The organism is Actinoplanes sp. NPDC004185, from assembly GCF_053603475.1.
The window spans coordinates 97,919-111,242 of record NZ_JBSGFR010000031.1; the positions used below are offsets into that span (position 1 = coordinate 97,919).

14 protein-coding genes are annotated in these 13,324 nt (G+C 69.1%); 9 read left to right on the forward strand and 5 right to left on the reverse strand.

What is annotated here, in order from left to right; genetic code table 11:
• Positions 1-35 precede the first annotated feature (35 nt).
• Complete coding sequence (locus tag ACWEOZ_RS28915; RefSeq protein WP_451913811.1) at positions 36-779, reverse strand: GntR family transcriptional regulator; 744 nt, start codon at positions 777-779, stop codon at positions 36-38.
• 360 nt (positions 780-1,139) lie between these two features.
• On the opposite strand from ACWEOZ_RS28915, the gene ACWEOZ_RS28920 reads away from it, so the two are divergent.
• Genes ACWEOZ_RS28920 through ACWEOZ_RS28950 form a run of 7 tightly spaced genes read left to right on the forward strand, consistent with a single transcriptional unit; the run spans position 1,140 to position 9,277 of the window.
• Positions 1,140-2,489 (forward strand): extracellular solute-binding protein, encoded by a 1,350-nt coding sequence (locus ACWEOZ_RS28920; RefSeq protein ID WP_451913812.1) that lies wholly within the window; start codon positions 1,140-1,142, stop codon positions 2,487-2,489.
• A gap of 14 nt (positions 2,490-2,503) precedes the next feature.
• Positions 2,504-3,439: a carbohydrate ABC transporter permease gene (locus ACWEOZ_RS28925; protein ID WP_451913813.1), complete on the forward strand. Its 936-nt coding sequence runs from the start codon at positions 2,504-2,506 to the stop codon at positions 3,437-3,439.
• Positions 3,439-4,350 (forward strand): carbohydrate ABC transporter permease, encoded by a 912-nt coding sequence (locus ACWEOZ_RS28930; protein ID WP_451913814.1) that lies wholly within the window; start codon positions 3,439-3,441, stop codon positions 4,348-4,350. The genes ACWEOZ_RS28925 and ACWEOZ_RS28930 overlap by 1 nt, the downstream gene beginning before the upstream one ends.
• A complete protein-coding gene (locus ACWEOZ_RS28935; protein ID WP_451913815.1) occupies positions 4,350-5,417 on the forward strand; it encodes an ABC transporter ATP-binding protein in 1,068 nt (355 codons plus the stop codon). The genes ACWEOZ_RS28930 and ACWEOZ_RS28935 overlap by 1 nt, the downstream gene beginning before the upstream one ends.
• A complete protein-coding gene (locus ACWEOZ_RS28940) occupies positions 5,417-6,493 on the forward strand; it encodes an ABC transporter ATP-binding protein (RefSeq protein ID WP_451913816.1) in 1,077 nt (358 codons plus the stop codon). Before ACWEOZ_RS28935 ends, ACWEOZ_RS28940 begins: the two co-directional genes overlap by 1 nt.
• A gap of 49 nt (positions 6,494-6,542) precedes the next feature.
• Entirely contained in the window at positions 6,543-8,003 is a 1,461-nt protein-coding gene (locus ACWEOZ_RS28945) for an NAD-dependent succinate-semialdehyde dehydrogenase (RefSeq protein ID WP_451913817.1), read from the forward strand.
• A gap of 47 nt (positions 8,004-8,050) precedes the next feature.
• Positions 8,051-9,277 (forward strand): iron-containing alcohol dehydrogenase, encoded by a 1,227-nt coding sequence (locus ACWEOZ_RS28950; RefSeq protein ID WP_451913818.1) that lies wholly within the window; start codon positions 8,051-8,053, stop codon positions 9,275-9,277.
• A 14-nt stretch (positions 9,278-9,291) separates the two neighbouring features.
• Here the strand turns inward: ACWEOZ_RS28950 and ACWEOZ_RS28955 are convergent, their stop codons facing one another.
• The 4 genes from ACWEOZ_RS28955 to ACWEOZ_RS28970 form a co-directional block, all read right to left on the reverse strand.
• Positions 9,292-9,681 (reverse strand): AAA family ATPase, encoded by a 390-nt coding sequence (locus tag ACWEOZ_RS28955; protein WP_451913819.1) that lies wholly within the window; start codon positions 9,679-9,681, stop codon positions 9,292-9,294.
• Positions 9,678-10,349 (reverse strand): GntR family transcriptional regulator, encoded by a 672-nt coding sequence (locus ACWEOZ_RS28960; RefSeq protein ID WP_451913820.1) that lies wholly within the window; start codon positions 10,347-10,349, stop codon positions 9,678-9,680. Before ACWEOZ_RS28960 ends, ACWEOZ_RS28955 begins: the two co-directional genes overlap by 4 nt.
• Before the next feature lie 32 nt (positions 10,350-10,381).
• On the reverse strand, positions 10,382-11,104 hold the full coding sequence (locus ACWEOZ_RS28965) for an alpha/beta fold hydrolase (protein ID WP_451913821.1): 723 nt from the start codon (positions 11,102-11,104) through the stop codon (positions 10,382-10,384).
• Between the two features lie 96 nt (positions 11,105-11,200).
• Positions 11,201-11,968 (reverse strand): DUF72 domain-containing protein, encoded by a 768-nt coding sequence (locus ACWEOZ_RS28970; RefSeq protein WP_451913822.1) that lies wholly within the window; start codon positions 11,966-11,968, stop codon positions 11,201-11,203.
• A 117-nt stretch (positions 11,969-12,085) separates the two neighbouring features.
• Here ACWEOZ_RS28970 and ACWEOZ_RS28975 point away from each other — a divergent pair, with 117 nt between their 5' ends.
• Together ACWEOZ_RS28975 and ACWEOZ_RS28980 are read left to right on the forward strand one after the other, a co-directional pair.
• Positions 12,086-12,697: a TetR/AcrR family transcriptional regulator gene (locus tag ACWEOZ_RS28975; protein WP_451913823.1), complete on the forward strand. Its 612-nt coding sequence runs from the start codon at positions 12,086-12,088 to the stop codon at positions 12,695-12,697.
• Positions 12,698-12,803: 106 nt separating this feature from the next.
• On the forward strand, positions 12,804-13,324 hold a 521-nt coding region (locus ACWEOZ_RS28980), incomplete at its 3' end, for a leucine zipper domain-containing protein (protein WP_451913824.1).

Below are 13,324 nucleotides of genomic sequence, written 5' to 3' on the forward strand. Positions count from 1 at the left end.
CGGTGGAGCCAGCATCGTCCGGGCCGGCGAGCCCGTCAAGCCTCTGCCGTCATCCCGTCCGCGTCCTTGACCTCGTCGAACAAACGCCGGAACCGCTCGCCGGACCGCAGGATGTGACGACGCATCGCGTAGGCGGCCGCGTCCGGGTCACGCGCGGCGATCGCGGCCACGACCTCCTCGTGCTCGGCCATGGCCAGGTGGGTGACCTGGGTGTCGTGGTGCAGCCGGAAGAGGTGCACGTGGCTGTGCAGGCGAGCGAGCGCTTCACGGATGATCTGGTTCTCCGCGCTCAGGGCGACCAGATCGTGGAAGGCGGCATCGCGGAGCCCGAAGGCGCCGTAGGCCATGGGCCCGCTGCCGCCCTCCAGCTCGGCCATCTCCTCCAGCATTCGTCGCAGACCGTCCACCTGCTGCAGGGACGCACGCTCGGCGGATCTGCGCGCCGCTGCCGGCTCCAGGAGCAGGCGGACCTCGAGCATGTCCTCGAATCGGTGCCGGGTGATCTGCGGGGGGATGCGGTAGCCGGCATGGGGCACGCGTACGACCAGGCCCTCGGCCTCCATCCGGTTCAGCGCGTCCCGGATCGGCGTCTGCGAGACCCCGAGCTCGCGCGCCAGGACGTCGATCGTCACGCGGGAACCAGGCTCGATCCGGAGCGACATCAGCTGCCCGAGCAGCGTGTCGTAGACCTCGTCGGCCAGTCGGCCATGAGCTCTGGCCGGCGGCATCCCGCTCGTCATGGCGCCACGGTCGCGCGCGACCACCGCTTCGTCGTCCATCGTGACGTGAGGTCCTTTCTTACGTGCCGGCGAACCTGTTGACATCGATCACAACGCTGCGACATGCTGACGCCCTCACCGGATCGTATAGGAAACGTGGCGGTCGCTCGCCAGCGCGGAACCGCCCGCCATCGCTTGACTTCGATCGCCTGGAGCTCCCTCCCGGTCCACGGGCCGGCCCCCGCGACAGCCCGCCACACCCCTGGAACCCAGCACCTGCTCAGCGATGCCCCTAGCGAGGCTCTAGAAGTCCTTACCCAGAAAGCAGGCAAGAAGATGCGGTATCCGAAGCGAACAGGACGACCGCCCGTTCCCGGTCGAAGGGCGCGGCTGGCGACGGCGGCCCTGCTGCTGGTGACCATGACCACGGCGGCTTGCAGCGACGGCCAGGACGACGCCGCGAAGGCGAGCGCTCCCAAGGCACCGGCGACCATCCCGGAACTCACCAAGGACCCGCTGACCCTGAGCTTCATCTGGTTCGAGTGGCCCCCCGCCCAAGCGCTGGAAGCCTTCGCGAACGACGAGTACAAGAAAGAGCGACCCAACGCGACCATCAAGGTCAACACCGTACCGAACGCGAACTGGCACGACGCGATGTTCACCCAGTTCGCCGCGCGCAAGACCGACTTCGACATCGCGATCCTGGACTCGCAACACATCGGCGAGGCCGTGACGAACGGCAACATCGTCGACCTCACCGACTTCGTCAAGGCGAACATCGACGTCAAGGCCTACAACCCGTACCTCCTGGCGGCTTACGGCCAGTTCCCCCAGGCGGAGACCGGCAAGCGCGACGAGAACGCCAGCCTGTACGGGCTCCCGCTGCTCGGTGACACCTGGACGATGATCTACCGCAAGGACCTGATCGGCGACAAGCCACCGCAGACCTGGGACGAGATGCTCTCAGTCGCCGAGAAGTGCCAGGCGGACAACCCCGGCGTCAGCGGGCTGGCTTTCCACCAGGCCAACGGCTCCGACGCCGCGGCCGTCACCTACAACACGGTCAACGGCGTCTACGGCGGCAACCTCTGGGACGCCAAGACGAAAAAGATCGACGGCGTCCTCAACGACCCCGCCGGCCAGGAGGCGATGGACGTCCTGGTCAACAAGATGAAGCCGTTGACCGCCAAGGGCTCCGGCAACTGGTTCATCGACGAGGTGAACGCGACGGTCGCCCAGGGCAAGGCCTGCATCGCGTTCAACTGGATCGCCGCGAGCGGCGGTCTGCTCGACCCGAAGCAGTCGACGCTGGGCACCACGCGGAAGCAGATCCTCGACAAGCTGGGTTTCGCCACCCTGCCGAGCCAGAAGACGAACCTGGTACCTCTGGGCGGCATGGGCATGCACGTGTCGGCCTACTCCGCCAAGGCGAACCAGGCCGAGGCCCTCAACTTCATGAAGTGGTTCGAGCGGGCGGACATCCAGAAGAAGTGGGCCGCGGCGGGCGGCGTGCCATCGCGTACGGACGCGCTTGAGTCTCCCGAGTTCCTCAATGCCGGGCCGTTCAACCAGGTGTACGCCGACTCGGTGCCGCGGATGCGGGACATGTGGAACGTGCCCGAGTACGCGCGTCTCGTCGACATCGAGAACACCAACGTGAACGCGGCTCTCAACGGCGCGAAGAAGCCGAAGGACGCGCTCGACGCCATCGCCAAGGAGCAGCAGAGCGTGCTCGACTCCAGCGGCCGTAAGGGCGGCGGCGGACTGTGAGTGACACCGTCCCTTTGACGACCGACCGCCCCGGGCAGGTGGCGCCGGCGGCTGCGCCGCCTGCCCGGGGCCGGTCCCGCCGGTTGAGCGACCGCGGGCTGGCCGTGGCCTTCATCGCCCCGGCCCTGCTGCTGCTGCTCGCAATGTCGGTGTTTCCGTTGCTGTGGGCGTTGTACCTGTCCTTCACCGACTACTCGGCCACCCGCGGAGGGCCCGCGAACTTCGTCGGGTTCGGGAACTACACCGCCATCCTGACGTCGGCCCAGGTCCACCTGAGGGCCTTGACGACGCTGGTCTATGTGGTCGGCGCGGTCGGTCTGCAGACCGTGCTCGGCTTCACCATCGCCTACCTGATCTCACGGCGCCGGCACGGGCGTGGACTGCTGACCACTCTGTTCCTGGTCCCGATGATGCTGTCCCCGGTCGTGGTCGGGCTGTTCTGGCGGTTCATGCTCGACGCGCAGTTCGGCGTGGTCAACAGCATGCTCGGCTCGCTCGGCCTCGGGCAGGTCGAGTGGCTCACCCGGCAGCGGACGGCGCTGATCTCCCTGATCGTGGTCGACACCTGGCAATGGACGCCGTTCATCATGCTCATCGCGCTCGCCGGCCTCACCGCGGTGCCCAGGTACCTCTACGAAGCCGCCTCGATCGACCGGGCGTCCGAGTGGTTCCGGTTCCGCACCATCACCCTCCCGCTGGTGTGGCCACTGCTGCTCATCGCCGTGTTGTTCCGGGCCATCGAGGCCTTCCGGCTGTTCGACCTCGTCTACATCCTCACCAGCGGAGGCCCGGGGGTCTCCACCGAGACGTTGTCGTTCCACGTCTACAAGGTCGCGTTCCTGGGCTTCAACACCGGAACGGCCTCGGCGTACGGAATCCTCATGGTCCTCGTCGTCATCGTCCTGACGCAGCTCTACCTGCGCTACCTGAACAAGCTCAAGGAGGACTGATGGCCGTCTCCGTCAACGAGGCCGTCTCCCCCGGTCCGGTCCGCGACCACACGCCGCCCACACGCCGCCGTGCCGGCCGGGGCCGCTCCGTGCTGGAGATCGCGCTGCTGACCGTGCTGGCCGTCGTGATGCTCTTCCCGGTGCTGTGGATGATCGAGACGTCCATCAAGGAGAGCCGGGACGTCTATGCCGTACCGGCCAAGTTCTTCGACTTCAAGGTCACGCTGGACCACTACAGAGATGTGTTCGTCGCCTCCGGCGGCGGTCGCTCGTCCCTGTCCGTCTCGTTCCTCAACTCCGTCATAGTCGCCGGGGTCTCCACGGTGCTGGCTACCGTGCTGGGGGTCCCGGCGGCCTGGGCCTACTCCCGCTTCGCGGTACGGGCCAAGAAGGATCAGCTGTTCTTCATCCTGTCCACCCGCTTCATGCCGCCCGTGGTGGTCGTGATCCCGATCTTCCTCATGTACCGCCAGGTCGGACTCATCGACAGCGCGCTCGGGCTGATCCTCATCTACACCGCGTTCAACGTCCCGTTCACGATCTGGATGATGAAGGGATTCGTCGACGAGGTGCCCGCGGAGTACGAGGACGCCGCCATGCTCGACGGCTACACCCGCTTGCAGGCGTTCCGGAAGTTCACCCTGCCCTTGCTCGTGCCCGGCATCGCCGCTACGGCGGTCTTCGCGCTCATCTTCTCGTGGAACGAGTTCGTGTTCGCCATCTTCCTCACCTCCAGCGACGAGGTGCGGACGGCGCCACCCGCCATCGCCGGTCTGATCGGCGGCACCACTGTGGACTGGGGTCTCGTGGCCGCCTCCTCCGTGGTGTTCGCCCTGCCGGTGCTCGTCTTCGCCTTTCTGGTGCGCAAGCATCTCGTCGCCGGTGTGACGCTCGGGGCGGTGCGACGCTGATGGCCGGCATCGAGGTGACCGCGCTGCACAAGCGATACCCGGACGGGACCGTCGCGGTCGAGCACGTGGACCTGTCCATCGCTGACGGGGAGCTGTTCGTGATGCTGGGCCCTTCGGGTTGCGGCAAGACGACCACGCTGCGGGCCATAGCCGGCCTGGAGAGGCAGACGACGGGCGACATCCGCATCGGCACCACGCTGGTCAACGACCTGCCGCCCGCCGAGCGCGACATCGCCATGGTGTTCCAGTTCTACGCCCTCTACCCGCATCTGAGGACCCGCGACAATCTGGCGTTCCCGCTGCGGGCCGAGGGACTGCCCAAGGCGGAGGTACGCGAGCGGGTCGACGAGGCCGCCCGGCTGATGCGGCTGGCTCCGCTCTTGAACCGGCGACCGCGCCAGTTGTCCGGCGGAGAGCAGCAGCGTGTCGCGCTCGCTCGCGCCCTGGTGCGACGACCGCGCGCATTCCTGATGGACGAGCCCCTCACCAACCTGGACGCGGAGCTGAGGGCGGACATGCGGACGGAGATCAAGCACCTGCAGGGAGAGCTGGGGACGACGATGGTCTACGTCACCCACGACCAGGTCGAAGCGATGTCGCTCGGTCACCGGATCGCCATCCTCAACAAGGGCCGCGTCGAGCAGATCGGTACGCCGCTGGAGGTCTACGACCGTCCGGTGAGTCTGTTCTGCGCCGCGTTCATCGGCTCACCGCCGATGAACCTGATCGAGGTGGAGGTGGCCGACGGGAAGCTGCGCGGTCAGGGCGGGCTGACCCTCACCGCACCGCCGGGCCTGGCGCGCGACCGTCGCCTGGTCGCCGGCGTCCGGCCGGAGGCGCTGGAGGTCGCGGCACCGGGGGCGGACCATTCGGTACCGGCCCGCGTGGTCTCGGCGGAGTGGCTGGGTGACGAGATCATCTACGTGGTCGACCACGGCGGCCGGCGCGACGTACGGGTGCGCATGCCCTCGACTGTCCGGTTCGCCGCTGACGCGAAGGTCGGGCTGCGGCACAGCGGCCGGGCCCCGGCGGTCTATGACGTGAGCACGGAAGAGCTGGTGGCCTGATGGGAACCGTGGCAGCGCACGGGCTGTGCAAGTCCTTCGGCAAGGTCCGGGCCCTGGACGGGGTGACGCTGGACGTGCCGGACGGTTCGTTCTTCGTCGTGCTCGGGCCCTCCGGGGCCGGCAAGACGACGACCCTGCGGGCGATCGCCGGCCTGGAGAAGCTCGACGCCGGGTCGGTGCATCTGGACGGGAACGACGCGACCGGTGACGCCCCGGCCGCACGGGATCTGGCCATGGTCTTTCAGAGCTACGCCCTCTACCCGCGACACACGGTGTACGAGAACATCGCTTCGCCGCTGCGGGCACGCCGCTGGTCCTCGAGCGAGATCGCCGCTGCCGTCGAGCGGATCTCGAGCCTGCTGCACATCGAACGCCTGCTCCAGCGTCGCCCCGCGCAATTGTCGGGCGGTGAGATGCAGCGTGTCGCCCTGGCCCGGGCGCTGGTTCGTCGGCCGCGCGCGTTCCTGATGGACGAGCCGTTGACGAACCTCGACCTCAAGCTCCGCGTCGAGATGCGCACCGAGCTCACCCGCATCCACCGAAGCCTGGGCGCGACCTTCGTCTATGTGACCAACGACCAGGTCGAGGCCCTGTCCATGGCCGACCAGGTCGCGGTGCTCCGGGAGGGAAAGGTGCAACAGGTCGGCACACCGGCCGAGGTGTACGAGCGGCCGGCCAACCAGTGGGTCGCCGGGTTCGTCGGGAGCCCCCCGATCAGCCTGCTCGCCTGCCACGCCGAGGGTGATCGTCTGGTCGGTGCCGCCGGCTGGACGCTTCCGCGGCCCCGCTGGACCACAGCTGAGGACGGTCGTCCGTTGCTGCTGGGCCTGCGCGCGGAAGACCTGTCCGTCGAACAGCGCGGGAACGCCTCGTTGCCGGGTGAGCTCTACGGCCTTGAGCCGCTCGGTGACCGGACGGTGGTCGACGTCCGGGTGGGGACAGAGATCCTCAAGGTCAAGGCCCGGCCCACCGTCACCGGCACACCGGGCGAACGGCTGCATGTCTCGGTCGATCTGGACCGGGCGCACCTGTTCGATGCGGGCACCGGGCTGGCGCTGTCCGACGCCGGGCGGTGATCGCGCCGGCCGGCGCGGACAGCACCGAGCACATCGCAGGAGGGGACGCATGAGTGACCCGATGAACGTCCTGGCCACCGAACACCGGCGGCTCCGGATCGGCGACGCCTGGCGCGACGCCGCCGGCGGAGCCACCTTCGCCGTCGAGGACCCGGCCACCGGCAAGACCATCGCCGAGGTGGCGGACGCCGACGTCGTCGACGGGCTCACCGCACTGGACGCGGCGAGCAAGGCGATGCCGGAGTGGGCGGCGACCCCACCGCGGAGACGGTCGGAGCTGCTGACCGCGACGTACCGGGCCCTGATCGAGCGATCCGAGGAGGTCGCCCGGCTGATAACGCTCGAGATGGGCAAGCCGCTGGCCGAGGCCCGGGCTGAGGTGGCCTACGGCGCCGAGTTCTTCCGTTGGTTCGCCGAGGAGGCGGTACGCGTCGAGGGGCGCTACAGCGTCGCTCCGGCCGGCGGATACCGCATCCTCACCGTGCCGAAGCCGGTCGGACCGTGCGTCTTCGTGACCCCCTGGAACTTCCCGCTGGCCATGGGCGCCCGCAAGATCGCTCCCGCGCTGGCGGCGGGCTGCACGACGATCACCAAGCCGGCATCCCAGACCCCCCTCACCATGCTGTTCCTGGCCCTCATCATGGAGGAGGCCGGCGTTCCCCCGGGCGTCGTGAACGTGGTGACCACCCAGCGGGCCGGCGCGGTGGTCTCGGCGCTGCTGGCCGACCGGCGGACCCGCAAGCTCTCGTTCACCGGGTCGACCGAGGTCGGGCGGGTGCTGCTGCGCCAGGCCGCGGACAACGTGCTGCGCACCTCGATGGAACTGGGCGGCAACGCGGCCTTGATCGTGTGTGCCGACGCTGACCTGGACGTCGCGGTCGACGGGGCCATGGTGGCCAAGATGCGCAACATCGGGGAGTCCTGCATCGCGGCCAACCGGATCTACGTCGAGGAACCGGTGCGCGAGGAGTTCACGGCGCGCTTCGCCGAACGGATGGGCGCGCTGTCGATGGGCCATGGTCTCGAGGACGGCGTGGACGTCGGGGCGTTGATCGACGAAGCCTCGGTCACCAAGCTCGACGACCTGGTCACCGACGCGGTCGGTCGCGGCGCCCGGGTCGTGGTGGGCGGCGAACGTCCGGCCGGGCCGGGCCATTTCTACCCGCCCACGGTCCTCGTCGACGTGCCCGGGGACGCGCGGATGCTGGCGACGGAGATCTTCGGCCCGGTGGCGCCCATCATCTCGTTCACGTCCGACGCCGAGGTGCTGGCCAAGGCCAACGACACCGAGTACGGCCTGGTCGGATACGTCTTCACCCGGGACCTCCAGCGGGCGCTCCGGTTCGCCGAAGGGCTGGACACCGGGATGCTCGGCATCAACCGCGGCCTGATCTCGGACCCGTCGGCCCCGTTCGGAGGCGTGAAGCAGTCCGGGATCGGCAAGGAGGGATCGCACGAGGGCATCGACGAGTACCTCGACCTCACCTATGCGGCGATCGACCTGCCCTGACCGGCCCCGGCCGGCGCCGCCCGCCGACGTTCCAGGAAGGCACTGACATGCTTGAGACCGTCCGCGGACCACGCCAGCTGATAGTGGGCGAAGGAGTCGCGCAGAACATCCCACGAGTGGTGGCCGAGAGCGGCACGCGAGTCCTCATCGTCACCGACCGGGTTCTCCTGGGGCAGCCGGGCGTCGCCGCGATCGTGGCCGCCGTACGGCGGAGGGTCGAGGTGGTCGGGGTGTTCTCCGACGCGACTCCGGACGTGCCACTCGCCGACGTCGCCCGGGCCGTCGCGGTCGCCGCCAATATGGACGCCGACGTCATCCTCGCCATCGGGGGTGGCACGGTGATCGACCTGGCCAAGATCGTCGGCGTCATCCGGCGCCACGGCGGGACGCCGAGCGACTACTACGGCGAGTCGAAGGTGCCGGGGCCGACGATTCCCCTCGTCGCGGTCCCGACGACGTCAGGCACCGGCTCCGAGCTCACACCCGTCTCCGTGCTGACCGACCCGGACCGCGAGCTGAAGGTGGGCGTCTCCAGTGTCCACATCGTGCCGGACTTCGCCATCGTCGACCCCGAGCTCACCTACACCTGCCCGGCGACCGTCACCGCCCACTCCGGCATCGATGCGTTCTGCCACGCGGTGGAGAGCTACACCGCGCGACCCCGGCCCCACGGACCCCGCGACCCGGTGGAGCAGGTCTTCCTCGGCCGCAACCCGGTCACCGACCACTACGCGCTGAGGGCCGCGGAGCGCATCGCCCGCAGCTTGCGCCGTGCCGTCCGGGACGGCGGCGACACGGCCGCGCGCGCGGACATGTCGTACGGGTCCATGCTCGCCGGGCTCGCCTTCGCCCACGCGGGCAACGCGGCCCCGCACGCCCTCCAGTACCCCATCGGCGCGGCCACGCACACGCCGCACGGCCTGGGCGTCGGGCTGCTCCTCCCCTACGCCCTGGACGCGGCCCGGGACGCCATCGGCGACCGGTTGGCCATCCTCGCCCGGGTGTGCGGGCTCGACGTTACCGACGCCTCGGAGGCCGAGGCCACAGACGCGTTCCTCACCTGGCTCGACGGCCTCCTGGCCGACATCGGCATCCCTGCGACGCTGGCGGACATCGGCGTGGACCGCGCCGACCTCCCCCGGTTCGCGGAGATGGCCGGTGGCGTCACCCGCCTGATCCAGAACCATCCGGGCCCGACCGACACCGCCAGCCTGACCGCGATCCTCGAGGCGGCCTGGACCGGGGACCGGACCCGGCACGCCCTGACCCCCTGATCACCGCGGGCGGCTCACGGCCGGCGGGCAAGGCCTTGGTTCCTCCGGAGCCGCGCCTCTTGGCTTGCCTCCAGTTCCAGAAAGAGCACCCGGCCACCGCGTCGCCTGAACGGCTCCGCGAAGCTGTCCACTGCCCGTTCGTCCTCCGGCAGGTCGAACGCCCAGACGTAGGTGAAGATCAGCCCGGGTAGATCGCTGCCCGCCACTTCTTCGATGAGGTCACGACGGAAACGATCGACCAGCCGTCCGAACGGCGGGCTACCGAAGGGGAAGAAGCGCAGTACCGGCTCGATCGCCAGGTGGTTGTGAAAAAGCCGCAGACCGGTCCGGGCGGCGATCTCGTCTCCCACGGTCATCTTGCCGACGGCCGGCGGGCCGATGATGAGCAGAAGCGTCCCTGTCACGTCGGCAACGTCGCTTCCCGGGTGAAGACCTCGTCGAGGCTCATCCAGTTGTCCCGGGCAGCCGCCGCGGCGCCCTCCACGTCGCGGGCCTCGCACAACTGAATGATGCGGTCATGCAGGGCCACCGAGGTGCGCCCGTTCAGGGAGGAGAAACGCAACCTCTCCAGCCGTCGGAGCACCGGGGTGAACTGCTCCAGCACCGAACGCAGCGCCGCGTTGGCCGAGGCCCCCACCGCTACGCCGTGGAACTCGTCGTCGGCAGCGATGGCCGCATCGACGTCATCGGCCCGCAGCGCGGCCGCGAAACGACCGTTGGCCGCCCGCATGGCCTCGATCTCGTCGGCGGTCAGGCGGGGAACCGCTTCCCGTACGGCCAGCTCGTGCATCGCGGCCGTGACCGACTGCGCCGACCGCGCGGCGCCGGCGTCCAGTGGACTCACCATGGTGTAGCGGCCGGGCTTGGTCTGCACCAGACCCGTCTCCTCGAGACGGGTCAGCGCCTCCCGCACCGGGGTGCGGCTCACTCCGAGCCATTCCGCCAGCTCGGCGTCGTTGAGTCGCTCCCCCGGCGCCAACGTGCCGTCGACGATCGCGTCCCGGATCCACCGGTAGGCGTTCTCCCGCAACAGGGATCGTGAGATCACGCCCACGCGTGGAGGAATCGGCATGCAATATATTCCACACCGCACAAAGGGGGAAGTCAAAGACTCCGCTTGCTGCTGGGGAGAGTTCCCGTCGAAGCTGCGGTGACGATCACGTCGGCCACGACGCCGGCCTGGGTCGTGAACAGGGCGTGGCTGGCCGGGACGGTGGTGATCTCCGCGCCGGCGCGCCCGGCCATGTGCTGCAGCATGGCCTGATCGAAGGCCTTGTCCTCGGTCGCGATGACGGCCCAGGTCGGCTTGTCGCGCCAGGCGGCGTTCTTCACCGGCGTCGCGAAGACCGCCATGTTGATCGGCACCTGCGCGTCCCGCAGGAAGGCGGCGTCGGCGTCACTGGCGTCCGCGGCGAACCCGGCCTTGAACTTGTCGTGGTTGAGGAACCCGTACCCGTCCTCGCCGACGTCGATGACGAAGTCCGGCGTCGGGGCGAACCCGTCGTACTGCTGGGCGGTGGTCTCGCCCGCATCGGGGGCCAGCGCGGAAACGTAGACGAGCCCGGCGACGTTCGGGTGCACTCCCGCCTCGGTGATGACCGTCCCGCCCCAGGAGTGGCCGACCAGGATCGCCGGGCCGCTCTGCCGGTTGAGCACCCTGGTGGTCGCCGCGACGTCGTCCTCCAGCGAGGTGAGAGGGATCTGCACGATCGCGACCCGGTAGCCCAGCGTCGTCAGCTTGTCGTACACACCCCGCCAGCCCGACCCGTCAGCGAACGCACCGTGCACCAGCACGACGTTCTTGATCTCTCGATCGGTGGTGCTCATCAGGCACTTCCTTCCGTCGGCGCCGACGTCACCCGCCCGCTCTGATGTGCAATATATTGCATGACGACAGCGGCATCAAGAGCCCTTCGGGGGCAGCTATGAGAGCGGCAGTACGTCTGCGCCCGCCGGCGCCGGCCGGGCGTCGTCTGCGTCCGGACGCACCAGCCGATCGAACCGGCCGGCGTCGGCGGCGCGGGGCAGGTTGTTGAACATCACGTACGCCGGGCCGGCGTCGACGAGGCCGGCAAGCTGGGCCAGCTCAGCATCCGTGTACACATGGCGCGCACCGGTGATGCCGTGCAGCCGGTAGTAGGCCAGCGGCGTCAGGCTGGGTCGCAGGAACGGGTCGGCGGCGTGGGTCAGATCCAGTTCCTCGCACAGTCCCCGGACCACCTCGTCCGGCCACGGGCCGCGCGGTTCCCACACCAGCCGGACACCGGCCGGCCGGCGGGCCCGGGACATGAATTCGCGCAGCCGGGCGATCGCGGGCTCGGTCGGCCGGAAGCTCGCCGGGCATTGGAGCAGGATCGCGGTCGCCCCCAGGATCGCGGCGCACCCGAGTGTGGTCTCCCAGGCGCGCGCGACGACGGGCGTCCACCGGAAACCGCCGACCTCAGTGCGTTCCTCGGCGGTCAACGGTGTGCGCAACCGCCGGTAGGTCGGGCTCTTCGCCTCGTGCGTGATCAACTGCCACGCCTTGATGGTGAACTCGAACGCCGGTGGAACGCCGGCCCGCCACCGGCGCAGCGTCGCTTCCTGGGGTGGCTCGTAGAACGTCTGCTGCACCTCAAGCACGCGGAAGCGTTGTGCGTACGACGTCAGCGCCATACTGGCCCCGCACAGGCCTACCTTCACCGGCGTCATGCGGCGCTGAGTACCCCCGCTTGCCGAGGGAATCACATCCGACCGCCGGGCGCTGTGCTCACGCTCGGCAACCCGCCCAGCCAAGCAGAACGAACGTTCTATCACTAGAATGGCCGGATGACGCGCGGCGACATCGAATCCCGGCCCTCGGAGGCGCGACTCCGGCTCCTCAACACGGCGACCAGGATCTTCTACGCGGAGGGCATCCACTCCGTCGGCGTCGACCGGATCATCGCCGAGGCCAAGGTGACCCGGGCAACGTTCTACCGGCACTTCCCCAGCAAGGACGACCTCATCCTGGCCTACCTGCGCCAGGTCCACGAGATGGATCGCGGCCGGGTCGACGCGGCGGTCGCCGCCGACGCGGCCTCGCCGGTCGAACCACTCATGGACATCGCCGGCTCCATCGCGCAGGGCATCCAGTCCCCCGACTTCCGCGGATGCGCCTTCCTCAACGCCGCGGCGGAGTATCCCGACACCGCCCACCCCGTGCACCGGGAGATCATCGCCCACCGGCAATGGTTCCTCGACACGCTGACCACGCTGATGGCGCAGGTCCACGAGGAAACAGCGGATCCCGCCGCCCGCCACTTCGTCATGCTCCGCGACGGTGCGATGGCAGCCGGATGCCTCTTCGACTCCGCACTGGTGGCCGAGACCTTCCTCAGCGGGATCGAGGGACTTCTCCGGATCAACACCGAGCGCCGGGCGGTCGAGTCCGCCCGCTAGGTGTAGTGCCCATGACCGTTGTTGAGTACGGCGTGGCGGCTTGGAATGTGAGAAAACCTCCGGCGAGGTGGGAGTTGCGACGCTTCCACCGAGACCGGAGGTCTTCATGGCCCACCGTAATGCCCGGCTGACCCTGCATGGCAGACGCCTGCTCATCGAGCGTGTCATAGGTCAACGACGCCCAGTCGCGCATGTCGTCGAGGAACTGGGCTGCTCCCGCGCGACCGGCTACAAATGGGTGGCGCGGTGGCGCGCCGAAGGCGACGCCGGTCTGATCGATCGTCCCAGCACCGCGCATCGGTTACCGGGTAAAACACCGCCGGATGTCGAGGCGCGGATCTGCGCTCTGCGTACCAAGCTCAAACGAGGCCCACGACGGCTGGCCGCGCTGCTGGACATGCCTGCCTCAACCATCCATGCCGTGCTGACGCGCCATCATCTGCACCGGCTGGCATGGCTGGATCGGCCCACCGGCCAGCTGATCCGCCGTTACGAACGCGACCGGCCCGGCGAACTCCTGCACGTCGACGTCAAGAAGATCGGCCGGATCCGCGACGGCGGCGGCTGGCGCGCCCACGGACGCGACAGCCTGCAGAACCGGCACGCCGAAGCCGAACGCGACGCCGG